We start from the raw sequence: 23,794 nt of genomic DNA, 5'->3' as shown, positions 1-23,794 counted from the left end.
TTTGACTTTATGAAAGATTATCAAGACCTATTAGTTGCACTCGATATTGGCACCTCGAAGGTGGTTGCCGTGGTTGCTGAGCAAAAGGGCGAGGGCCGCTACGAAGTGATTGGTCTTGGCCAAAGCGACTCGAAAGGGCTTAAAAAAGGCGTCGTAGTCAATATTGAAGCTACCGTACAGTCTATTCAGCGCGCCCTAGAAGAAGCCGAACTCATGGCTGATTGCAAAATCACGAATGTGTTCACAGGTATTGCCGGCAGCCATATCCGCAGTTTTAATTCAAGCGGAATGGTGGCGATTAAAGATAAGGAAGTGACGCCGGCCGATGTTTCGCGCGTGATCGAAACCGCGAAAGCCATCAATATCCCGACCGATCAGCAAGTACTGCATATCCTCACCCAGGAATTCATTATCGATGGGCAAGAAGATGTGCGAGAACCCATTGGCATGAGCGGGATTCGGTTAGAGGTCAAGGTGCATATCGTGACAGGCGCGGTCTCAGCGGCGCAAAACATCGTCAAATGCGTGCGCCGTTGCGGGCTTGAAGTGAATGATCTGGTACTGCAACCTTTAGCGTCAAGCCTTGCCGTGCTGACTGAGGATGAGAGAGAGCTAGGCGTAGCGTTAGTGGATATTGGCGGTGGCACGACGGATATCGCTATTTTTGCGGAAGGCGCAATCCGGCACACAGCGGTGATTCCAATTGCGGGCGACCAAATCACCAGCGATATTGCTATGGCTTTACGCACGCCTACGCCAGATGCAGAAGACATTAAGGTGCATCACGGTATTGCTAAGCAAGTATTGGCGGATCCAAATGAAATGCTTGAAGTGCCTGGGCTTGGTGAACGTGGTCCGCGCATGTTGTCGCGACAGGCGCTAGCGGCAGTCATCGAGCCGCGCATTGAAGAGCTTTTTTCACTTGTGCAGCAGGTCGTGCGCGAGTCGGGTTATGAAGAATTATTGTCTTCCGGCGTGGTGTTAACCGGTGGCGCAGCGCTGATGCCTGGCATGATCGAATTGGGCGAGGATATTTTCTTAAAACCGGTCAGAGTGGGCGTTCCGCACTATATAGGTGGGTTGGCTGATGTCGTGCGCAGCCCACGTTACGCAACCGCGATGGGGCTTTTGCTCGAAGGCCATGCCCAGCGCAGTAGGGGTCGTAAGGCTGCGGTGCGCGCCGGCTCGGCGGCGCAAATTTGGGCACGCATGAAAGAATGGTTTTTACGCAGTTTTTAAAAAATGAACAGGGAAGAGTGGGGATGTAGATGCAACAGCGAGGCGGTGGTTTGAACTACTTTTAAGCATCGAAAAGCCAGTAGGAATTTAAGGTTTAAATTAATTTAATTTTGTTGGAGAGTTACCATGGAATTTGAAATGCTGGAAACAGAAACCAGTGGCACCATCATTAAGGTGGTTGGCGTTGGCGGGGCTGGCGGCAATGCGGTACAGCACATGATTAATCGCGGTGTGCAAGGAGTCGATTTTTTGTGCATGAACACAGACGCGCAAGCTCTGATGCGCTCACAAGCTGCGCATGTGATTCAACTGGGTAAAACAGGCTTAGGCGCTGGAGCTAAACCTGAAGTCGGACAAGCTTCCGCCGAAGAAGCGCGCGAGCGCATCGTCGATTGTTTGCGCGGCGCCCATATGGTGTTTATTACCGCTGGCATGGGCGGGGGTACGGGCACAGGCGCGGCGCCAGTGGTGGCGCAAATCGCTAAAGAAATGGGGATTTTGACAGTCGGTGTAGTCTCGAAGCCCTTTGAGTTTGAAGGGGGCAAACGGATGCGAATTGCTGAAGCAGGCTCGCAAGCCCTTGAAGCGGCAGTCGATTCATTAATCGTCGTGCTGAATGACAAATTATTTGAAGTCATGGGCGATGAAGCTGAAATGGATAAATGCTTTCAATGCGCGGATGACGTACTGCATAACGCTGTCGCGGGCATTGCTGAAATCATCAATGTCGAAGGCTTAGTCAACGTTGACTTTGAAGATGTAAAAACCGTCATGGGCGAACAAGGCAAGGCGATGATGGGCACCGCTACGGTAACTGGCATCGATCGCGCCCGCGTGGCGGCGGAACAGGCTGTGGCGAGTCCATTGCTAGAAGGGGTCGATTTGTCGGGCGCGCGCGGCGTGCTCGTCAATATCACGGCGAGCCGTTCATTACGCTTGTCTGAAACGCGCGAAGTCATGAATACAATCAAAAGCTATGCGGCTGAAGATGCAACGGTCATTTTTGGCACGGTTTATGATGACGCAATGGGCGACGCGCTGCGCGTAACCGTAGTGGCGACGGGCTTAGGTCGGGCGCACAAAAAAGTGCAAGCGGTACCCATGGCCCTATTAAGAACCGGAACGGATAATGCGCCAATGAACTCGGTGCATACTCCATTGTCGAACACCACCGATTATGGCGCATTGGATACCCCGGCTGTTTGGCGCAGCTCGCGTGAAACGGCATCTGCGCATGTCAGCGCGCTAGAGAAAAAAGGTGTGGATCGATACGATATTCCAGCCTTTTTGCGTAATCAAGCGGATTGACGCGCGGCGCTGACGCTTATCACGCTGTTCGCCCTAGCTACACAAAAAGCCAACTAGCGCCCGCACTAGTTTGCTTTTTGTAACAGGGCGCAACAGTTTGATAAAAGTAAATGAGCTGAATTGAGTATAATTCAGTCTATTGGTTCAATGTTTTCGATTATAAATATTAAATATGCTCAAGCAGCGCACAATCAAATCAATTGTCAAAACCGTTGGCATCGGATTGCATTCTGGTCGGAAGGTCGAGCTTACGCTCCGTCCTGCTGCAGCTCATACGGGTATCGTGTTTACGCGCATTGATCTGACGCCGCCAGTTGAAATCCAAGCCTCTGCATCTAGTATCGGCGATACCAGACTTGCCTCCGTGCTGCAAAAAGAGGGTGCGCGCATCTCAACTATTGAGCATCTGATGTCTGCTTGTGCCGGGCTTGGCATTGATAATCTTTACGTAGACGTGACCGCCGAAGAAATTCCAATTATGGATGGCAGCGCTGCTTCTTTTATCTTTTTATTGCAGTCCGCTGGTATTGAAGAGCAAAACGCGGCCAAGAAATTTATCAAAATTAAACGGCGCGTTGAGGTGCGCGACGGCGATAAATTTGCCTGTTTCGATCCATACTTTGGTTTTAAGCTCAAATTTACGATCGATTTTCACCATCCTGCCGTTGACAAAACAGGCCAGGAACTCGTGGTTGATTTTGCTGACACCTCCTATGTGCGCGAAATAGCGCGCGCGCGGACTTTTGGCTTTGCACATGAAGTTGAAGCGATGCGCGAATTAGGTTTAGCGCGAGGCGGTAGTATGGATAACGCGATTGTGCTCGATGAATATCGCATCTTAAATAACGATGGATTACGTTATGAAGACGAATTCGTGAAGCACAAAATGCTGGATGCGATTGGGGATTTATACGTAGCGGGCCACCCATTGTTGGCCTCTTATGCGGCGTATAAGTCAGGGCACAAGCTTAACAATGCATTATTGCGCGAACTCTTCGCGCATGAAGATGCTTATGAGATTGTGACCTTTGAGGATTCCCGCAAAGCGCCGCGCGGTTTTGCCTTTGATGTGCAAACGGCTTATGCGTGATTTCTGATAGCGCATAAGCCCTGACTGTGACACCAACGCGTGCGTCAAAGCTTGCTTCCCCGGGGCTGATTGGCGATTAACAGAGAATCAAATATTTCATCTCGATTCATCTGCTGCGCGAGCTCGCGTGCAGTTAAACCGTTCTTATCCTTAATAGTTTTGTCTGCACCCTTTGCCAGCAGTAGTTGAACTACTTTGCTAACGAAGAACTATCAAGAAAAACGTAGGAAATAGGGAGGTAAGCCATCAATCGCGGATTTCCCTAATTGAGGTCGTGCACATACAGATAAGTTAACGGCTGGCAATTAGTTCCTGCTGCTCAATGACTGCGGGAAGCCGCTTAGGGGCTTTAATACGCAATTGCTTGTTGACACTCATGCGGCCAAACACGACTTCGATGTTTGAGATAGGCGCGCCGAATTCTCTCGCAAGGAAGCGCACTATATGATCGGTCGCCTTGCCGTCGCAGGGCGTAGCCGTGACGCTGACTTTGAGCTGATGCCCTTTAATTTTGCCAATAGCATCCTGTTTGGCGTTTGGCTTGCCGAGAATATTGAGAATGAGTGTATCGCCCTCCCAGGAAAAAACCGAGCGCTGAACTGAGCGCTGAGTTTTGCTGGCTCCTGGGTTTACTTTGTTACGTTTCATGGTTTGAGAGAGTGATTTAAATTACTCTAGCCGTTAACCATTTTCTGTCTGGCGTGAAAGTCAAATTCTGGGCGCGCTAACACAATCTTTAAATGTGCGTCACAAATTAGAAATATCGGCGTTGGCTTCACGCGCCCATAATTTAACGGTATCCCCTTGACTGCCTGAAGTTAGCCACTCGTCATCTTGCAAAAAAGCGACGCTCTTCACTTCTTGAGAATGATTTTCAAGTTCACCCAAAGGCTCGAGTTCATCGGTTTCAGTAAAGCGGTATATTCTGACCGAGCAATCTTCGCTTCTCACCGCCAAACGGCCATTTGGCATGAATGCAATCGCATGCGCCGGGTCATTAAGTGGTAAGCACGAGCGCGCTGGTTTATCAGCAGTGGTTGACCAGATGCTAACGTTCCCATTGCAGCCTAGAAGCCATTTGCCGTCTGGTGAGAATGCGACATGGTTCGTGGTGGACGACCCATTCAGAGCCTGTCTATGCGTGGGCACATAAGAAAATGTCTTAAATGTAGGTGCCGCCGTTTGGGTTGACCACATTTGGGCGGAACCATCAGCCTTACCTGCGGTTAGCCATTTACTGTCTGGAGAAAGCGCCACAGATGTTACGTTTTCAAAATTCCCGGAAAACACTCGCAAGAGTTTAGGTGTTTCAGTTTCTGGAGAGTCAATTGACCAAAGCTCAATCTTGCGGCCAAAGTGAGCAGCAAGCCACGGCTTATTGGGCGAAGGCGCAATATTTTCCACCGTGCGGGAAGGTCCCGACGTATACATATGCTGTAAAGTCTTAGCGATGTCAGACCTCTCTTCAGCTACCGCCTGCCCAGTAGCATGAGGCGAATAACAACTGGCTAAAGGCTCGGTTTTAAGCGGAATTTGAGCGGCCAGCGTCGACTGCCGCCAGGGGCCATTTGCCCGCCTCGCAGACTCTACTTGATTTCCAGTCTCATGCCGAATTTCAAGGGAGGAGCCTAAACCAGAAGCGCGTTCAGGATGAGGCGCCGCTTTATGGTTAAACGCATAAGCGCGCAGGGTAGAATAGGTCGACTGAAATAAGCTTGAAATATGCAATGACATAAATAATTTTTGAATAAAAGATCGTTAATTTAGATTGCTTTGCTTTATTGTGATGCTTGATAAAGCAGCGGGAATTTAGGCTATTATAATTGAGACAAATGCATAGAGCGGAGAGTCTTAGTATTTGATTTTACCGTATTCTCAATAGTCATTGCTATGGTAGGAAGCTTATCTTAATGTGATGTCCAGTGCAAAGAGAGGCCATGGGTTTCTACCTGCCGCAAGTTTATAGCACGGTTTAATCCCCGAGTTAACAACAATGGATTTTGACTCAGCTTAGGTTGCCAAATAATGGATAATAAGTCTTCGCTACAGGTTTGAAGGACGGCTGGAGATTGCTCAGAATCTAGGGACCGTATGCCAAAAGTATTATCAACACTGGTTGAAGCGAGTTGCTTGCTATCTTCTGAAAAAGCGATGCAGTTGATGGCCGCGGTATGCTCTTCAAACGTATATCGTAGGCTAGGCTTTGTGGTTTGGTTCGCTAATGACCAAAGCCTGATGACGCCATCAGTGCTACCCGAAGCCAACCAAAGATTATCGCGTGAAAAAGTAACGCAAGTCGCATCAAAAAATTTTTTATTCTCATCAGTCAGTTCGAATTTATCGATTACGTTATTACCGACTGGGTCATACACATTAACATTAATAAAATTATCGCTACTTGAGGCTAGCCACTGGCCATCACCGGAAAATGCGAGCTGATAGATCGGGCCAGGAACAGATAATGGCTTGACAAATTCTGGCTTTGATAGATTGTTGAGTGACCATATAGAAATCTTTCCATCGATCGTGCCTACGGCTAGCTGGGTGACCTGTCCATTTTGTAAAAACGCCATGCTACTTATGCTCATTTCACCACAGCTTAATTTGTGGTGGAGTTTAGCCGGCTGGTTATTTTTGATTTGTTGTAAGTGAATCGTGCCATTGTAGCTGCCTGAAGCCAACCACTGGTTATCTTCAGAAAACGCTATGCTGCTGATCCAATCGCTATGACTTTTAAGCGTGTACTGTGATGCGGGAGCACGCGACCATAATTGAATTTGGTTAGCGCTCGACAAAGCCAGCCATTTACCATCATGTGAGGCGGCAGTACTGTATACGGTTCGAGTCTCTTCAGCCGAATTCTGTGGTGCCGTAAGCGAGGCGGTATTGCCTCGCGGAGGTTCGGAGTTTGGCGAAGTGCGCTGTGAGGAAAGAGGTTTGGTGTTGAGTGTTTGTGCGCGTGGGAGAAAGCAAGATGACTTAGAACAAAGAGAAATATTTGACAGCATAACCAACTTAGTAAAAACATTATTCAATTTATTTATTAGATTGTAATATCTAATATATTTATATTATCACAACTTGAGTAAAGAATAGAAGGGATTTCCCGTCTGGAGCGTGGTTGGATATTGAAGCAGGATAAAGCGGATGGTGTTTTATTTTAGGCGAACGAGTGTCATTTTCTTCTTATAAAATACATGACATCGATTAAGACGTTTGATTTTTTAAAGACGGTTTGATGCCTTTTTCAGAATATGCGATAGGGCTGAGTGAAATAGGTTCAGCCCCAAACGTGAGGAAGAAATAAGTAAAGGGTATTAAAAAAGCGGGCCTACTTTCTGCCCGTACTGCCAAAACCGCCTTCTCCGCGTGTGCTTTGCACAAAGTCATCGACAAAATTAAATGCAACCTGCATTACAGGCACGACTACGAGTTGAGCCAAACGCTCAAAGGGCGCGAGCGTAAAGCGAGTTTGCCCTCGATTCCAGGTGGAAATCATTAACTGCCCTTGATAGTCGGAATCAATTAATCCCACCAAGTTGCCAAGCACAATCCCGTGTTTATGCCCAAGCCCTGAACGTGGCAAGATAAGTGCGGCATAGCCTGGATCCTGTAAATGAATCGCTAATCCTGTGGGCACCAAGGCAGTGGCGCCAGGTTCAAGCGTTAGCGGCGCTTCAAGGCACGCGCGCAGATCGAGGCCAGCGCTGCCGGCGCTTGCATAATGCGGTAATTGATCGCGCATCCGTGGATCGAGGATTTTAATATCGATTTTCATGTTTAATTTGTGAGGGCTAGACGTTGGGCAATTTCGGCGATGAGCGTGCGCGCAAGCATTTGTTTATCCATGCGCGGTAGCGGGGTGACGCCTTTTGCATCAAACAATGTGACTTCGTTATCCTCGCAGCCAAAAGCTTTAGGACCAAGGTTGCCGACTAAAAGCGGCACATTTTTGCGGATGCGTTTTTCCTGCCCATGTTTTTCAAGCTCGTTACTTTCTGCGGCAAACCCGACGCAAAAGGGGGGCTTGGGCAGATGGGCGACCTGCTGCAAAATATCTGGATTTTCAACAAAAGTGAGATGCGGCGCGACAAACTCGCTATTTTTCTTAATTTTTTCGGCGCTAGTCTGGTCAACGCGCCAGTCGGAAACGGCTGCGACTGCAATAAAAATATCGGTTTCAGCGATTTTCGCTAGCACGGCATCCAGCATTTGCTGAGCAGTTTGTACGTCGTGACGGATGACATCGGCTGGCGTCGCGAGGGGGGTAGGGCCGGCAACGAGGTGGACTTGCGCGCCACTTTGCGCCGCTGCGCGGGCTAGCGCAAAGCCCATCTTGCCACTTGAGCGGTTGGTCAGACCGCGCACCGGATCGATTGGTTCATAGGTCGGGCCGGCTGTAATGAGTACGCGCTTGCCGGTAAGCAGTTTCGGTTGAAAAAATCCAACCATGGCTTCCATAATGGCTGCTGGCTCAAGCATTCGACCCGCGCCGGTTTCGCCGCATGCTTGGGGCCCTGCATCGGGGCCAAGCACCCTAATGTTATCGGCGCGGAGTTGAGCAAGGTTGCGCTGGGTCGCTGGGTTTTGCCACATCTGTTGATTCATTGCCGGAGCGACTAGAAGTGGGCAGGTGCGTCCAAGCGCTAAAGTGGATAAAAGATCATCGGCGCGTCCATGGGCAAGCTTTGCCATAAAATCAGCGGAAGCAGGCGCAATCAGGATGGCATCCGCGGCGCGTGAGAGATCAATGTGCGCCATATTGTTACTCATGCGCGGATCCCATTGGCTGATATACACCGGACGACCTGATAAAGCTTGCAGGGTGAGCGGCGTGATGAATTGAGTCGCCGCATCGGTCATGACCACTTGTACCTTCGCACCAGCTTGGCTCAGAAGACGGGTTAGCTGCGCTGATTTATAGCAGGCAATGCCGCCAGTAAGGCCCAGCACCAAATGTTTGTTGAGTAGATCCATGTTAACGTGTGCGGCGTACGCGGCGCAGTTCATCTATAACCAGCAAAATAGCCCCGCAGGTAATTGCACTATCGGCTACATTGAAAGCTGGCCAATGCCAGCCCCGTAAATGGAAATCGAGAAAATCAATCACATGTCCATATAAGAGCCGGTCAATCACATTGCCTAGCGCCCCGCCCAAAATCAAAGATAACGCGGTACAGAAAAGTTTCTGGCTGCCGTGTCGCTTAAGCAAATAGCTGATAAAAAGCGCGGCGGCTACGCCCAGCGCGCTCAGAGCCCAACGCTGCCACCCACCGGCATGCGCTAAAAAGCTGAAAGCCGCGCCTTTGTTATAAACCAGCACGAGGTTAAAAAATGAGGTGATTGGATGTGAATCGCCATAAGAGTAAAGATTCAAAATGGACAGTTTGCTTAGCTGGTCGCTCAAAATAATGAGGAGCGCTAGCCCCAGCCAACGCACGAAGGTTTCGCTATTCTGTTGATTAGCCATTATGCAGCCCTCCGCGTAGGCTCGCCGGCGCCAAATAGATTGTTAAAACACCTCATGCATAAAGTGGGATGCTCTGGCTCGGCGCCTACATCGCTAGAGTAGTGCCAACAGCGCTCGCACTTTACATGGGTTGAAGGAGTTACCTGAATGCCTTCGTCATTTTCATGAGCGACTTTTTCAAGCGTTGCCGTTGACGTGATCAAGATAAATTTTAGATCGTCGCCTAGGCTAGCCAGTACCTCATAGCGCGCGCCGGTCATTTTGAGTTCGACTTCTGCTTGCAGCGATGAACCAATCTGGCCGGTAGTGCGCGCAGCTTCAAGCGCTTTAGTGACTTCGCTGCGGATGGAGCGGAGCAATTGCCATTTAGCAAGGAGGGTTTCAGCCTCGGCTATGGCGGGATAAGTATGATGAGTCTCGGTGAAAATCGTCACTGCTTCTGGCTGAAGTATGCGCCATGCTTCTTCGGCGGTAAATGACAAAAAAGGCGCAATCATGCGCAATAGGCTGTGGGTAATATGATAAAGCGCCGTTTGCGCTGCGCGCCGCGCTGGCGCATCGGGCGCAGATGTATAGAGGCGGTCTTTAAGAATATCCAGATAAAAGCTGCCTAGATCTTCTGAGCAAAAGGTTTGCAGTTTAGCGGCCGCTGGATGAAACTCATATTGCGCATAATGTGCCAAAATGTCTTGTTGCAGTGTCGCGGATAACGCGAGCGCGTAGCGATCCATCTCAAGCCAATTCTCTATCGGCTGTGCATGTTGCGCATAGTTAAAATCAGACAAATTCGCTAATAAAAAGCGCAATGTATTGCGGATACGCCGGTAGCTCTCGACCACCCGTTTTAAAATTTCATCGGAAATCGAAAGTTCGCCTGAGTAGTCAGTGGAAGCCACCCAAAGTCGAATCACCTCAGCGCCAAGGGTATCTGTGATTTTCTGTGGCGCCATCACATTGCCCAGGGATTTTGACATCTTGCGGCCTTGTCCATCGACGGTAAAGCCGTGCGTGAGCAGAGCTTTGTAAGGGGGCTGCCCATCGAGCATAGAGGCGGTCAAAAGCGATGAATGGAACCAGCCGCGATGCTGATCTGATCCTTCTAAATACAAATCAGCCGGAAACTGGGTGACATCTTTATGGGAGTGGCGTAATACGTGCCAATGGGTGGTGCCAGAATCGAACCAGACATCGAGCGTATCGCGGTTTTTCTCGTAAAGATCGGCGTCTGCGCCCAGTAATTCACGCGGATCGAGCGTCTGCCATGCTTCAATCCCGTTTTGTTCAACGCGCTTGGCCACTTCTTCCAAGAGGGCAAGCGTATTTGGATGCAGCTCGCCGGTTTCTTTGTGCACAAAAAAAGCAATCGGTACGCCCCATTGACGTTGCCGCGATACAGTCCAGTCAGGGCGATTGGCGATCATGCCAAACAAGCGTTGCTTACCCCAGGCTGGATAGAAGTGAGTCGCCTCAATGCCTTCTAATGCGGTAGTGCGTAGGGTTTGACCGCCTTCCTTCGGCATCAGATCCATGCCAACGAACCATTGCGAGGTCGCGCGATAGATAATCGGCGTTTTATGCCGCCAACAATGCATATAGCTATGCGTATAAAGCTCGCTTCTAAATAAGCTGTTGGCTTGCTCGAGGGCTTCAACGATTTTAGTATTGGCTTGCCAAATCGAAAGCCCGCCAAACAGCCCAAGCGATGCGGCGTAACAGCCATTGCCCAGCACTGGGTTAATAATTTGCGCATCATCGAGCTGATGCGCTTTACACGAAATAAAATCTTCCACGCCATAAGCGGGTGCTGAATGGACAACACCGGTGCCGGTATCTAGAGTGACATAATCGCCAAGATAGATGGGCGCAGTGCGTTGATAATCAGCATGTAGGGTGGCTAGCGGATGATGGAAGCGTAGTCCCGCGAGCGCTTGGCCCGGCGCTGACGCAATAATCTTGCCGTCTAATTGATAGGCTTGCAGGCACGCCTCAGCGCGCTCCGTCGCCAATATGAGCAAGCCGCGTGGCGTATCCACCAAACTATAGCTAAATTCGGGATGCAGATTAAGCGCCTGATTGGCGGGAATCGTCCACGGGGTTGTGGTCCAGATAACGATCCAGCCCTTGAGTTGCGGCAGCGTGGCTAAGCCAAATGCTTGAGCGATTTTTTCCGGTTCTGCGAACGCAAAACCTACATCAATCGTAGGATCGGTTTTATCTTTGTATTCCACTTCAGCTTCAGCTAAGGCTGAGCCGCAGTCAAAGCACCAATTCACGGGTTTTAAACCACGAAAGACATAGCCTTTTTCAAAAATCTTGGCGAAGGCGCGAATTTCATTGGCCTCATTCGCAAAAGCCATCGTGCGATAGGGATCATCCCAATCGCCGAGTATGCCTAGGCGTTGAAAAGCTGCTTTTTGTCGTTCAATCTGTTCGTTTGCATAAGCGCGCGCTTTGCGTTGCACTTCGGTGGTGGGCAGCGCTTTGCCAAATTTTTTCTCAATTTGAATTTCAATTGGCATGCCATGACAATCCCAGCCTGGCACATAGGCAGCGTCAAAGCCCGCCAGCGTGCGCGCTTTCACAATCATGTCTTTCAGAATTTTATTCACGGCATGACCAAGATGAATATCGCCATTGGCATAAGGCGGGCCGTCATGCAAAACGAATTTGGGGCGGCCCTGGCAAACCTGGCGAATTTTTTGGTAAACCTTTTTCTGTTGCCACTCTTTAATCCATTGCGGCTCGCGCTTCGGCAGCTCAGCGCGCATTGGAAAAGGTGTGTTTAGAAGGTTAACCGGATATTTTGCGGCCGGTTTTGCATCAGTTTTCGGGTTGCTCATAGTGATAATCAGAGGAGATAAAAAATGCCCGCGCGTTTTCTACGTCGCGCGCAATTGCAGTGCGTAACGTGGCGAGGTCATTATATTTCTCCTCGCCGCGCAGTTTTTTTAGAAATTCAATGCGTAGTAGTTTGCCATAAGCGTCGCCCTGCCAATCGAGTATATGCGTTTCAAGCAAAATCCGGCCTGAATTGTCGACCGTAGGCCGGATGCCAAGGCTGGCGACGGCGGGCAATGGATTTTGGGCTAGCCCATGCACCGCCACCGCAAAAATCCCGGAAAGCGCTAGGTGTTGCGGCGCTACCCTGAGATTCAGGGTCGGAAAACCCAGCTCGCGGCCCAGTTTATTGCCATGTATGACATGGCCGCTCATCATATAAGAACGGCCCAGCAAAACGCGAGCCAGGGCCAGATCTCCAGCGAGCAAAGCCGCGCGTATGGCGGAACTAGAGATGCGCTGGCTGCCATTGGTCAGGGTAGCGATTTGCTCAACCTCAAAACGATATTGTTTGCTGGCCGTCTGTAAGGCGGCAAAATCGCCCGCCCGTTTTGCGCCATAGCGAAAATCATCACCTACCAAAAGCCAGCGCGTATTTAGACCTTGCACGATGATCTGCTGGATAAACGCATCGGCGGTTTGGCTGGCGAAGGTTGCATTAAAGGGCTCAACCAGCACTTGGTCCACGCCATAGAGACTTAACGCTTCAAGTTTGTCGCGCAAAAGGGCAATACGTGGCGGTGCGCTTGCCGGATTAAAAAATTCGCGCGGATGGGGCTCGAAGGTCATCACGCACACGGGCAAGCCGCGCTGCTTAGCTTGCTCGCGCAGGCGCGCAAGCAACATTTGGTGCCCGCGGTGCACGCCATCAAAATTGCCAATGGTTAAGGCGCAAGGCGCTGGATTGCGCGCGTTAGAAAGACCTCTAAAAACTCTCACGTTCAGTCTCGATGCCGTTGTGCGCAGCCATGGGTCTGCTGTGATCGATGATGATACTCAGAGTGAATGAGGCGCTCTCGATTGCGCGAATGGTTTGACACTTTCCGATGCGATACCGCCATAAGCTCAAGTTCCGCCTATTTTAACTGCTTGCTGTGCTGGGTAAATAGTTCTTAGAGCTAGGTCATTTCCTTTTTAACTAGCTCGGATATGGGAGCTAGCAAGTATAGCACTAGGGGCTAATTACGAAGAGCGAATGCGTCGGTCGTCTCTAATGTTAAAATCCGTCAATGAAAAAAATTGTAATTCTAATTTCTGGGCGTGGCAGCAATATGGAAGCCATTGTACGCGCCTGTGAAGTTCAGCGTTGGCCTGCGCGCATTGTGGCTGTGATTGCAAGTCGGGCGGATGCAAAAGGTTTGCTATTTGCCCGCGCGCAAGGGATTGCGACCGTTGCGGTTGAGGCAAAAAACTATCCTGAGCGCGAGTCGTTTGAAGCAGCGTTAGTGGCGGCGCTGGATTCATTTACGCCAGATTTGATTGTATTAGCTGGTTTTATGCGAGTGCTTACGGCGCCTTTTATTGAGCGCTATGAAAACCGTATACTCAACATTCATCCCTCTTTGCTACCGAGCTTCCGTGGCCTAAATACGCACCAGCGCGCGTTAGACGCTGGGATTAAAGTGCATGGCGCGACGGTGCATTTCGTGAACGCGCAGCTCGATGGTGGGCCAATTATCGCGCAGTCGGTAGTCCCAGTATTGGCGGACGATGATGAAGCCACCCTCTCGGCGCGTGTCCTAGCGAGCGAACATATTCTCTATCCGCGTGTCGTCCGCTGGTTTATCGAAGACCGGCTGACACTTAACGCCACGCGCGTGGCGCTGACCCCCCCTGAACCCCAATGCCTGATTACTGGCGCAGATCTAATATGAAAAAACTAGCCCCTTGGCTAATTGAGCAAAGTGAGGCTTTGCTCAACGAATTATTAAAGTTTACTGGACCGGCAGATGCTGTGACACGTCGCTTTTTCCGTTCTCAACCGAAATTGGGCCATGCAGAGCGGGGCATTATCGCGGAAGCCGTATTTGCCGTCTTGCGCCGCAAACTTGAGTGTGCGCATTTAGCTGAAAGCGGTAGCAGTCGGCCTAATCGGCGGCTTGCGCTGCTTGGATTGATGCAAACGGTGGGGCGTCAAAGCTTGCTGCCCTCGGTCTCTGCCGCTGAGGTGGAATGGCTTGAGCGGGTTTCAAAAATCGATCCGGCCAGCTTGCCTGCGCGCATTCGCATGAATCTACCGGATTGGCTGGCCACAGCCCTCAGTCAGCAAATATCTGGGAAAAATTTGAGCGTTGACGAAGGCGAGAGTCTGGCCGCTGCTCTCAACCACCCAGCGCCGCTCGATTTGCGCGTGAATTCACTTAAGGCAAACCGGGCAGACGTACTCGCCCTGTTAGCTGAGGCTGGCATCGAGGCGCAGCCCACGCCATTCGCGCCTTTAGGCGTGCGCGTGACGGGTAAGCCAGCATTAAATCGCTTGTCCGCGTTTGAGCAGGGGCATTTTGAAGTGCAGGATGAAGGCAGCCAATTGCTGTGCTATCTTGTCGCCCCCAAACGAGGTGAAATGGTGGTTGATTTTTGCGCCGGAGCAGGCGGCAAAACGCTTGCACTAGGCGCGCAAATGCGCTCCAGCGGGCGCTTATATGCGTTTGATGTGGCTGATAGGCGCCTTGCTAAACTTAAGCCACGGCTTGCAAAAAGCGGTTTATCTAACGTGCATCCGGTACGCATTGATAGTGAACATGATGCAAAAATCAAGCGCTTGGCTGGCAAGATTGATCGTGTTCTGATTGATGCGCCCTGTAGCGGTTTAGGTACGCTGCGGCGTAACCCGGATCTTAAATGGCGGCAAACGCCAGCGTCAGTGGCTGAATTAGCGGTGAAGCAAGCCTCGATTCTCGCTAGCGCCGCGCGTCTGGTTAAGCCAGGCGGACGGTTAGTTTATGCTACCTGTAGCTTACTCGCAGCAGAAAACGAAGCGGTGGTTGAGGCTTTTATGGCCGCGCATCCAGAGTTTCAATTAGTGCCGGCTCATAAAGTATTAGCTGAGCAGCAGATTGATCTTGATACCGGGGATTATCTATCTCTATGGCCGCATCAACACATGACCGATGGTTTTTTTGCAGCAGTGCTTGAGCGCTGTGTTTAAAGTTCAAATTAGGCGGATCCCCAAAGACAGGATATAGGCGCCGCAAAGAGACGATCTCCGCATGGAATAATGTTTTCCCCATTATAAAAACAATTCCCAGCTTAAATTCGTCTTGGCAGATCTGCGCCAGTTTGCGTAGCTCTTTATAGAAGGCACTCAATCGAAAAGCGCGGAAAAAGCATTGCGTCGGGGTCGACTATTTTGGATTTAAACGCCGTCTAATATGGATTTAACTTACGTCTAATCTGAATTATAGTTTCGTCCAATTCGGATTAAAAGCTTTTGTTATGGACTCATGAAACTCTTTTTCAGTTTAAGCGGACTGCTTGTTTTAGTGGCATCCTTAGTGACTGCAAGCGATGCCCGCGGACCAGTTGCTTATACGCCGCCTCTCGTATTAAAGGCGCAAGGCACGATGCAGGCTGCTTTTGTGCCGCGTGATGATGTTGAAGGACTTATCGTAGACGCTTTGCAAGGTGCGCGCAAACAAGTACTTGTGCAAGCGTATCTGTTATCCAATAAACGCATTATCCAAGCTTTAATGAAGGCCCATGAGCGCGGCGTTGAGGTGCGGATATTAGTGGATGCTGGGCGGCTAGAAGAAGGGCGTGATGCGCGCATAACCGCACTGGCCAAGGCAGGTATTTGGGTGCGCCGCGAAGTGAAGTATCGTAACGCGCATAACAAAATTATCATTATTGATGCTAACAGCGCGCATTCAGTGCTGATTACCGGCAGTTTTAATTTTACGCATGCAGCGCAACGAAAAAATGCAGAGAATATGCTGATTATTCGAGATTTTCCGGCGCTTGTGCATGAATATGCAAAGAATTGGCAGCGGCATGCAGATAGCGCTTTGACGTACTAATTTTCGAAAGGGTTTTATTCCTATCAACCAGGGCCCGGTTCTATTAACGGCTTCGCTTATACAGTTGATACGACACGGCGACGTTGCAGAAAGAACGAGACCCGCATAGATTGGAGGATCTATGCGGGTAAGAGATTTTGCGTAAGCCCACTACTTCGCTTGGCTTTACATTTTTCTAAATTGCAGCAAGACAATATGCAGGTACCTTCTATAGTGCGTTTAAGTACTGCATACGTAGGGGAAGGTAATGTTAAATGTAAAATTTCATTCGAATTTGACGCTACCTGATAGTAAGATTCATCAGAAAAACACTCCGACGAGCACACCAAACACTCCACAGAGAACACCATCAGGGTTTGCATTCAAGGATCATTCTGATTTAAAGGGCTTGGGCGGCAAACCAAAATCTCTCCAAGTAAATTTTTTCAATGCTGGCATTAAACCCAAACAATCAAAACTATTAGCCTCCTCAGGGGCACAAGCAAAATATGGTCAGCCGCCACCCGCTTATCTTGCTACGGGCATGTCTGGTGCATCTCATTCTGAGAAGAAATTTTCCACTCAGGATATGAACGCCTCTTCCTCTTTAACTACTCATCATGGAGATCCAGTAAAAACGGAGGAACTGACTAATGCATTAAGTGGTATGCAAACAAGAAATCTAACTCTTGCACAAGCTATGCCGTTGTATATAAAACTCGCAAACCAAAAAGACCTTACTAAAGGACAGATGGCAGCTAAAACAAAGTTGGGGATGATGCTGCAGAAGCAGCTTCAAAACCCTAATGTCAGCTGGAAAGATGTCGTAGGCAATTTAGCCGATTCCCCACTTAATTTAGCTTCGCTAAAAGATTTGAAGGGCGCTATTGAAGCTGAACCAAATAAGTACGGAGCACTCACACCCGCAATACTTTTAAAGGTGGATAAGGGTATTGCAGAGGAACGATCAAAAAATACATTTTTTGAAGAAGGCAGTCAGTCTGAACAACCGCCACCATCTTATCAGGCTACTCAGTCTCAGCAAGCGCCACCGTCTTATCAGGCTTCTCAGTCTCAGCAAGCGCCGCCATCTTATCAGGCTGTTCAGTCGCAACAATCGCCACCACCTTATCAGGCTACGGGCACATCTAACGCTTCTCATTCTAAGAAGTCTTCCACTCAGAATACGAAAGCCTCTTCCTCTTCAACTATTAGTCATGGAGGCCAAGAAAAAGCGGAGAAACTGATTTTTGCATTAGGTGGTATGCGAACAAAAAGTTTAACTCTTGCAGAAGCTATGCCCTTATATGTAGAACTCGTAAACCAAAAAGGCCTTACTCAAGGGCAGATAAAAGCTAAAACAAAGTTGGGGACTATGTTGCACGGGCTGCTGCAGGAGCGGATTCAAGACCGTCGTGCCAGATGGACACATGTCGTCGGCGATTTAGCCGGTACCCCACCTAATTTAGCTTCGCTAAAAAAATTGAAGAGTGCTATTGAAGCTGAACCAAATAAGTACGGAGCACTCACACCCACAATACTTTTAAATGTGGAGAAGGGTATTGCTGAGAAACGCTCAATAAATGCATTTATTGAGAAAGCCAGCGCCTTAACTTCTGAAAAAGATTATGCCTCTCTCACAAAAGAATATGCCTCTTTAATGAGAACCCTGACGAATGAAAATTCGAAAAACAAAGTCAACGAAGCAATGGCGACAGTAAAAGAAAAATTAGGTAAGGATTATCCTAAAATTGGGTTAAATTTAGTTCGTTAAGCCAAATTGCATGGTACGCGTAATCGCGTGGTTAATCACCTCGATGACGGTTAACTTGCAAGTTTTACGGAAAGTCTTCCGGATCTGGTCGGAAATTACCGCTGATTCATTCACTGAATAGCTTAGTGCGGCGAGCATTGCCGCCAGGGCTGAGAGTGAAAATTCCCATTGAAAAAATGTAAAGAAGCCGAGAATAATGTTTACATCGTGCCAATTGGCACGGGTGCGTGCGATGGCATATTTCCACTCGAAGCGAAATGACAGATAAACAATAATACCGAGCACCACGCAGAGTAAGGTCAGCAACCCATGCACCGCCAATTTTTTGCCGACTTGCGGACCGACAAACTTCAGGCTTTAATGAAGGCCCATGCGTGCGGCCCAGCGAAAAAATGCAGAGAATATGCTGATTATTCGGGATTTTCTGGTGCTTATGCATGAATATGCAAAGAATTGGCAAAGGCATGCGGATAGCGCTTTGATGTACTGATTCAAGGTGCGCTATCTAGTTTTCTGTTCAGTTATCCCCTGAGCCGAGATTCCACATCCTCAAGTAGTCGTCATGCTCTTTTTTTAAGACCGCTTGCCCATTCGTCTGAACTGCAATAGGAGTGCTTTCGGCTTTTGTTGGCGCTTCTTTACGTGAAAAAATTCCTTCTTGAGAAGTGCTGGTATAGGTCACCAATTTAAAGAATCTTTTGCGTTCCTCTAAATTCGGATATGCCCCTGCTTTTAACATCATTGCTCTAGCTTCAAACGCATGGAGTTTGCCTTGGGTGGATAGGGTTGCTATTTGCACATTTCCCTCTTCGTTTAGATAAGGGATTGTTTTTGTTAATGTAAGCATTTGCAAATAAGAATTATTTGCCTGCTGCACAGGAATCGTAAATCCATTTGAAGGTGCATTTACGGCATATTGATAATAAGTGGTATTGGCATACAATTTTTGATTAAATGCGATGGCCTCCCCAGGTTGATTATTATGCAGATATATCGTTAAACATTCTCGATAAGCACGACTACTTGTTTCTGGATTTTGATCTGTTTCTGAGCCGTGCATTCCAGTTCCTATATGGTAAACAAAACCGAGATAGGTTTTATCGACGTTATGTGCTGTTAAGACTTCTTGATAGGCTGGTGCAAAATTTTCAATGTCCCGGATTGTCTCTTTCAATTTTTCAAGGTCGGCTTTCCAATTTAATGGATTATTTTGCTTGGCTAGTTGAGTCCACTTTCCATTCTCACTAAATTCCTGCTTAAATCTTGGAGTGCCATATCGCGGTAGACCAGCAAGAAGTACGTTGCATCCAATAGGGTGTTCAGACTGGTGTGTTTTACCCGATACTAATACATGATATTTGTTTTTGAGACGCATTTGTTCTGCTTTCTTTTTACCATGAGTGCCATTATGAAACTCAAAATTCATATTGCCGATATTTTTTGTTTTTTGTATTTTTTTAGAAGATGAATTTATTTTTAAATCAGGCTTATAAGTAAGCTTTGCATTTTTTAAAATCCCTGAAGATTTTCCAGGGTTGCTAGATTTAGTTTCTGACGAGCTAGCCAATCCCTTGGTAGGTAACCATGTTGTTTTCATGCGCCTCTCCTGTTCATTAGTAAATGGATAAGTACATGATTGTCCAAAGGGTAAGTTGTTTTTTTCGAAAAAACCAAAAAGCTATTGTTTTTTTACCTACATTCCGCTCTCGGCTATGTATCACCGATTAATTTTGAAAGGAAATATTTGCAAAAAACGACACGCAACCTAATGATTCTCTACATGAGTTGGACTGCTTCAAGTTTGGCAGGATGGATTCCGTTTCGCCTTGTGGGCATGCCAAATTACACAAAATTTCACATCTATTTCCAATTAATTAATCGAAAACATTTGCTGTCCGTGAAAGGAAGTTAACTGCACGCTGTTTAGATCATAGAAATTCGCCAATAACCTCATTAAAAAAATAAACTCCCTTATTTTCATTTCGTTAAATTTCATTTTTTATCCCAATTGATCGTATAGCCCCAATAAATTAAATTTTTAGAATAAAATTGAGAGGCATTGCAAATCGCATTGATCGGATTATCTGCATAAATTGGGAAAGATTTTTCTATAAGTGGTAACTCCACATGGCAAGCATAGCTTCCTATTAATGGGCCCTCCGTAGTTCGCAATGTATCTGATTTTTATGAGTTAAGACGCATAGTTGATAGTCATCTGCTGTTTCCAGAATCCAGCGGGCTGGCTGTTTATGAAGTCCCACCTGGTAGGATGAATGAGTAACACTCATACCCTCACCCGATTAAATATCGGAGAGGAGTAAGCATAAAGATGGAAATAAAGTTTTGGCCAGGCCCTGTGTGGATAAAGAGATTGTGCTGCGCAAAGAATAAAAATAAAATTGGATGACAGCAATTTACTCGATTGATGAGCCAATGAAAAATTTCGCGCAATGGATTCAGAGCAAGGCAGTATCATGCAAGTCTATCGGGATTATCCCGCTTCCACTTTATCTGCTTCTGACGGCATGTTTGTTCATTCTGCTGCGGACACATCAGTTGCCCCATGACATATGTTCGATGATTGCTGTGCTAGTAATAGGTGGTTTTACGTGTTCTGAAATAGGTAGATCGGTCCCACTTCTCAAGCATATTGGTGGCTCAGTGATACTGGCAACGTTTGTTCCTTCTTATCTAGTTGCACACCATTATCTTCCATATGAATTAGTCGCTCCAATCCAAGCCTTTTGGAAGAATGACCATCCGCTTTACCTATTTATTGCAACAGTCTTAGTAGGTAGCGTTCTAAGTATGGATCGCCTTACGCTTATCCAAGGCTTCGCAAAAATTTTTGTGCCGTTAGTTTGTGGCTCGATCGTTGCTGCATTCACAGGTATGTTGGTCGGTTGGATGTTTGGCTTGGATGTTTTTCATACATTTTTCTTTATTATCGTGCCAATTATGGCGGGTGGCTTTGGCGAAGGCGCGATTCCGTTATCAATTGGCTATGCGAAAATTCTTGAGCAGCCCCAAGGGGATGTACTGGCTCAAATTTTACCGGTCATCATGTTTGCTAATCTTTGCGCTATCACCTTATCGGCCGTATTGCATTTGCTAGGGCGGCGCTTCAACCATTATTCGGGCGATGGGCGTCTGCAAAAAAATCAAAATGTTGGCGAACATATAGAGAAAAACGAGACCTCGCACTTGGATAGCAGACAATTTTTAATAAATATCGCAGTTGCTGGCGTTACTGCTATTACTTTTTATTTGATCGGAGTATTAGCGCACCAATTATTTGCATGGCCGGCGCCCATTGTTATGTTGGTGATTGCGATACTCATGAAGCTTTTTAATTTTGTCACTCCTTCAATGCATCAGGGGGCGGCAGGGTTGCATTATTTCTTTACAACTACAGCGACTTATCCTCTTCTTTTTGCAATTGGGGTGGCGGTTACGCCATGGGATAAGCTGGTTGCTGTGTTTACTGTGCCGCTTATGGCTACGGTGTTTGCAACGGTAACATCGCTCATGGCGACAGGTTTTATGGTGGGTCGAAGAATTGGACTATTTCCGATAGAGGCAGCAATTGTAACGGGCTGTCATAGCGGTATGGGGGGCGGTGGCGATGTGGCTATTTTAACGGCGTCGAATCGTATGATGCTAATGCCGTTTGCCCAAATTTCTACTCGTATTGGCGGTGCGGCGACTGTTATTATTGCTTTATCAGTTATTTATCTTTTTCGCTAAAGTACCTGCGGCATTTTTGTGTTTTACGATTAAGGCACGTTTCTAAATATTCTCAGTAATTGAGACATAACAATCTCGGTGCCTATAAATTTTTCTGTCGAAAATTATTTAATTAATAGAAAAATACTATATCTTTTTTGCGAATAATTTATTTTTATCTATTCAGGATTTGCTGGTTAAAGGTTCCTCTCTTTAAGCAAATACACAGGATATTTGTGCTTGATATAAATAAATTGCATAACCATAAAAAATAATCTATACCTATAAAAAAGAGGGCTTTTAAATGGATGCTTCATCAATACGAGACAAATCATTCTGTTTGCGTTGGCAAGCTATTTGGTGGCAACTCATGGATAAAAGTATTGGTATTGTTCCCTTGCCGATATATTGCATTATCGTTGCTTGCTTGGGTGCTTTGCTTGCTTGGCACAAAATTCCCAACGATATTTCGGTCATGATTGCGATACTCACCGCGTTCGGCTTTACGTGTGCCGAACTAGGCGCTCGCATTCCGGTACTGCGCCAAATCGGCGGCCCCGTGATTGTCACCACCTTTCTGCCCTCCTGCCTGGTCTATTACCAACTTCTGCCCAACCAATTAGTCAGCTCAATTAATGATTTCTGGCAAACGACTAATATACTTTACCTATTCATCGCCTCCGTGGTGGTGGGCAGCATCCTCGGCATGCACCGCCTGACGATTTTAAGAGGCTTCGCTAAAATCTTTATTCCTCTCGCGGTTGGCTCCGTCGCCGCGGCTATTGTGGGTACCCTCACGGGCATGGCCTTGGGCTTGGGCGCACATCATACGTTCTTTTATATCGTGATTCCTATCATGGCTGGCGGTATCGGTGAAGGCGCAGTTCCTCTCTCGCTCGGTTATGCCGATATTATGAACCTGCCACAAAAGCAGCTATTCGCCCAAATTTTACCGGCCGTTATGCTCGGCAATTTAACCGCGATTATCTGCGCAGGTTTATTGAACCAACTCGGTAAACACTACACTCATTTAACGGGCAATGGGCGCTTACATACTGACGATGATGGCTTATTATTAAAAACCGACAACGCCGCCGCGGCTCCGGTTGAAAGTATTGCCGCTGCTGGGTTGATCTCGATTACGCTCTATATTTTGGGGATTCTGGCACATAAATTGATTGGCTTGCCAGCGCCTGTTAGCATGCTTTTTCTTGCTGTGCTCGCCAAGCTCACTTACGCGGTTTCACCTAAATTAGAAGATGGCGCGCGCACCGTTTATCGCTTCTTCTCAACCGCGGTGACCTATCCCTTGCTCTTCGCAATTGGCATCACTATCACCCCTTGGAACGATCTGTTAGCTGCTTTCCATTTAGCCAATATTGTCACCATTGTTGCAACCGTGCTGACGTTGACAACAGTCGGCTTTTTTGTCGGGCGTTGGGTCGGCTTGTATCCGATTGAAGGCGCGATTATTAATGCTTGCCATAGTGGTATGGGAGGGATTGGCGACTTGGCGATCCTCACTTCTTCTAATCGCCTACAACTTATGCCATTTGCCCAAATAGCGACTCGCCTAGGAGGTGCGCTCACCATTACTGTAGCGATTATTTTACTCGGGTCTATATAGGTGATTGGGTTTTTAAGAAAATGTTGGTAACAAATTAGAGGCAAGTTCTGTGAGAACTTCAATTGCTGCGTGAGCCGCCGGCGTAACGGGCGATGCACGGGATGGGCAAATTGCCACTGTCCGTTCAATATAGGGTGTAATAGTAGATGAGTGGAGGGGAAGATCAGGCCGTAATACTAATGCTGTTGAAGACAAAATAGTGTTAGCTATGCCTGTATTCACAATACTGAGTAATCCAGATAATGAATCAATGTCTGCAAGTATATTTAACTTAATATTTTCGCGTTCTGCAGCTTTTTCTATCAAGCGCCGTAAGGCTTGATCTGCGCTTGGCAGTACTAGAGGCAGATTCTCTAACGATTTGAATTCAGTGGTTAAAGCTGTTTGCTGTGAGGCTTGTTTTCCACGCACTAAGCATAAACGTTCTTTAGCAAGTGGTATTGATAGGGCGTTAGAGTCCGCTTCATTGCGCGGCAACATTGCTAGATCCAGTCGCCCGTTGATTAAAAGTTCATCAAGATAGCCACTGACGCTTGGAAAAATGCGCAGTTTGACTTCGGGATAACGTTTTCGCATTTCCAGAAAAAACGGTAACTCAAAAACTGCCGCTAGCGGGGGGGTAAAACCAATCGCTACTGTACCGGTGATACCTTCAGAGGTTCGATGAATTTCTGAGCGCATTTCCTCTAATTGCAGCAGTATCGAACGTGCGTGTCGATATAGCACT

General features: G+C 47.7%; 19 protein-coding genes and 1 pseudogene. 9 read left to right on the top strand and 11 right to left on the bottom strand.

Annotated elements, in window-relative coordinates:
- The first annotated feature begins 9 nt into the window (after window positions 1-9).
- From ftsA to lpxC, 3 genes are all read left to right on the top strand, one after another.
- Window positions 10-1,239: a cell division protein FtsA gene (ftsA, locus tag MCB1EB_RS10435; RefSeq protein WP_026921483.1), complete on the top strand. Its 1,230-nt coding sequence runs from the start codon at window positions 10-12 to the stop codon at window positions 1,237-1,239.
- Between the two features lie 126 nt (window positions 1,240-1,365).
- The gene (ftsZ, locus tag MCB1EB_RS10430) at window positions 1,366-2,547 is read left to right on the top strand and encodes a cell division protein FtsZ (RefSeq protein ID WP_045364501.1); all 1,182 of its coding nucleotides are present in this window, start codon (window positions 1,366-1,368) and stop codon (window positions 2,545-2,547) included.
- Window positions 2,548-2,719: 172 nt separating this feature from the next.
- Window positions 2,720-3,637, top strand: a complete 918-nt coding sequence (lpxC, locus tag MCB1EB_RS10425) for a UDP-3-O-acyl-N-acetylglucosamine deacetylase (protein ID WP_026921481.1) — start codon at window positions 2,720-2,722, stop codon at window positions 3,635-3,637.
- 291 nt (window positions 3,638-3,928) lie between these two features.
- Here lpxC and MCB1EB_RS10420 read toward each other — a convergent pair whose 3' ends face one another.
- The 8 genes from MCB1EB_RS10420 to MCB1EB_RS10385 form a co-directional block, all read right to left on the bottom strand.
- Window positions 3,929-4,285, bottom strand: coding sequence for a DUF167 domain-containing protein (locus tag MCB1EB_RS10420; protein WP_045364504.1), 357 nt, complete (start codon window positions 4,283-4,285; stop codon window positions 3,929-3,931).
- Window positions 4,286-4,384: 99 nt separating this feature from the next.
- Window positions 4,385-5,371, bottom strand: coding sequence for a WD40 repeat domain-containing protein (locus MCB1EB_RS10415; protein WP_045364507.1), 987 nt, complete (start codon window positions 5,369-5,371; stop codon window positions 4,385-4,387).
- A gap of 173 nt (window positions 5,372-5,544) precedes the next feature.
- The gene (locus tag MCB1EB_RS10410; protein WP_152034325.1) at window positions 5,545-6,672 is read right to left on the bottom strand and encodes a WD40 repeat domain-containing protein; all 1,128 of its coding nucleotides are present in this window, start codon (window positions 6,670-6,672) and stop codon (window positions 5,545-5,547) included.
- A gap of 296 nt (window positions 6,673-6,968) precedes the next feature.
- Window positions 6,969-7,415 carry a dUTP diphosphatase gene (gene dut, locus MCB1EB_RS10405; RefSeq protein ID WP_026921477.1) on the bottom strand — a complete coding sequence of 149 codons (447 nt, stop codon included), beginning with the start codon at window positions 7,413-7,415 and terminating at the stop codon, window positions 6,969-6,971.
- 2 nt (window positions 7,416-7,417) lie between these two features.
- On the bottom strand, window positions 7,418-8,614 hold the full coding sequence (gene coaBC, locus MCB1EB_RS10400; protein ID WP_045364513.1) for a bifunctional phosphopantothenoylcysteine decarboxylase/phosphopantothenate--cysteine ligase CoaBC: 1,197 nt from the start codon (window positions 8,612-8,614) through the stop codon (window positions 7,418-7,420).
- A gap of 1 nt (window position 8,615) precedes the next feature.
- Window positions 8,616-9,107, bottom strand: a complete 492-nt coding sequence (lspA, locus tag MCB1EB_RS10395) for a signal peptidase II (RefSeq protein WP_045364516.1) — start codon at window positions 9,105-9,107, stop codon at window positions 8,616-8,618.
- Window positions 9,107-11,947: an isoleucine--tRNA ligase gene (gene ileS / locus MCB1EB_RS10390; RefSeq protein WP_045364520.1), complete on the bottom strand. Its 2,841-nt coding sequence runs from the start codon at window positions 11,945-11,947 to the stop codon at window positions 9,107-9,109. Before ileS ends, lspA begins: the two co-directional genes overlap by 1 nt.
- On the bottom strand, window positions 11,928-12,884 hold the full coding sequence (locus MCB1EB_RS10385; RefSeq protein WP_045364523.1) for a bifunctional riboflavin kinase/FAD synthetase: 957 nt from the start codon (window positions 12,882-12,884) through the stop codon (window positions 11,928-11,930). The genes ileS and MCB1EB_RS10385 overlap by 20 nt, the downstream gene beginning before the upstream one ends.
- 290 nt (window positions 12,885-13,174) lie before the next feature.
- Here MCB1EB_RS10385 and purN point away from each other — a divergent pair, with 290 nt between their 5' ends.
- The 4 genes from purN (at window position 13,175) to MCB1EB_RS10365 (ending at window position 17,714) form a co-directional block, all read left to right on the top strand.
- On the top strand, window positions 13,175-13,819 hold the full coding sequence (purN, locus tag MCB1EB_RS10380) for a phosphoribosylglycinamide formyltransferase (RefSeq protein ID WP_045364526.1): 645 nt from the start codon (window positions 13,175-13,177) through the stop codon (window positions 13,817-13,819).
- Window positions 13,816-15,093, top strand: coding sequence for an RsmB/NOP family class I SAM-dependent RNA methyltransferase (locus MCB1EB_RS10375; RefSeq protein WP_045364528.1), 1,278 nt, complete (start codon window positions 13,816-13,818; stop codon window positions 15,091-15,093). The genes purN and MCB1EB_RS10375 overlap by 4 nt, the downstream gene beginning before the upstream one ends.
- A gap of 295 nt (window positions 15,094-15,388) precedes the next feature.
- Window positions 15,389-15,961 carry a phospholipase D family nuclease gene (locus MCB1EB_RS10370; protein WP_045364530.1) on the top strand — a complete coding sequence of 191 codons (573 nt, stop codon included), beginning with the start codon at window positions 15,389-15,391 and terminating at the stop codon, window positions 15,959-15,961.
- 247 nt (window positions 15,962-16,208) lie between these two features.
- Window positions 16,209-17,714, top strand: coding sequence for a hypothetical protein (locus MCB1EB_RS10365; protein ID WP_045364532.1), 1,506 nt, complete (start codon window positions 16,209-16,211; stop codon window positions 17,712-17,714).
- Window positions 17,715-17,723: 9 nt separating this feature from the next.
- On the opposite strand, the pseudogene MCB1EB_RS10360 reads toward MCB1EB_RS10365, so the two are convergent.
- Together MCB1EB_RS10360 and MCB1EB_RS10355 are read right to left on the bottom strand one after the other, a co-directional pair.
- Window positions 17,724-18,068, bottom strand: a pseudogene (locus MCB1EB_RS10360) (protein translocase subunit SecF); the annotation flags it as partial.
- Between the two features lie 163 nt (window positions 18,069-18,231).
- Window positions 18,232-19,311: a hypothetical protein gene (locus tag MCB1EB_RS10355; protein ID WP_045364534.1), complete on the bottom strand. Its 1,080-nt coding sequence runs from the start codon at window positions 19,309-19,311 to the stop codon at window positions 18,232-18,234.
- An 806-nt stretch (window positions 19,312-20,117) separates the two neighbouring features.
- Between MCB1EB_RS10355 and MCB1EB_RS10350 the strand changes: the two genes are divergently transcribed.
- Together MCB1EB_RS10350 and MCB1EB_RS10345 are read left to right on the top strand one after the other, a co-directional pair.
- Window positions 20,118-21,461, top strand: a complete 1,344-nt coding sequence (locus MCB1EB_RS10350; protein WP_045364537.1) for a 2-hydroxycarboxylate transporter family protein — start codon at window positions 20,118-20,120, stop codon at window positions 21,459-21,461.
- Between the two features lie 283 nt (window positions 21,462-21,744).
- Window positions 21,745-23,067, top strand: a complete 1,323-nt coding sequence (locus tag MCB1EB_RS10345; protein WP_045364540.1) for a 2-hydroxycarboxylate transporter family protein — start codon at window positions 21,745-21,747, stop codon at window positions 23,065-23,067.
- A 12-nt stretch (window positions 23,068-23,079) separates the two neighbouring features.
- Here MCB1EB_RS10345 and MCB1EB_RS10340 read toward each other — a convergent pair whose 3' ends face one another.
- A complete protein-coding gene (locus tag MCB1EB_RS10340; protein WP_232034109.1) occupies window positions 23,080-23,748 on the bottom strand; it encodes a LysR substrate-binding domain-containing protein in 669 nt (222 codons plus the stop codon).
- Between the last annotated feature and the right edge of the window lie 46 nt (window positions 23,749-23,794).

The organism is Mycoavidus cysteinexigens (assembly GCF_003966915.1).
Classification (GTDB): domain Bacteria; phylum Pseudomonadota; class Gammaproteobacteria; order Burkholderiales; family Burkholderiaceae; genus Mycoavidus; species Mycoavidus cysteinexigens.
This window is presented reverse-complemented; position numbering and strand designations above follow the sequence as displayed.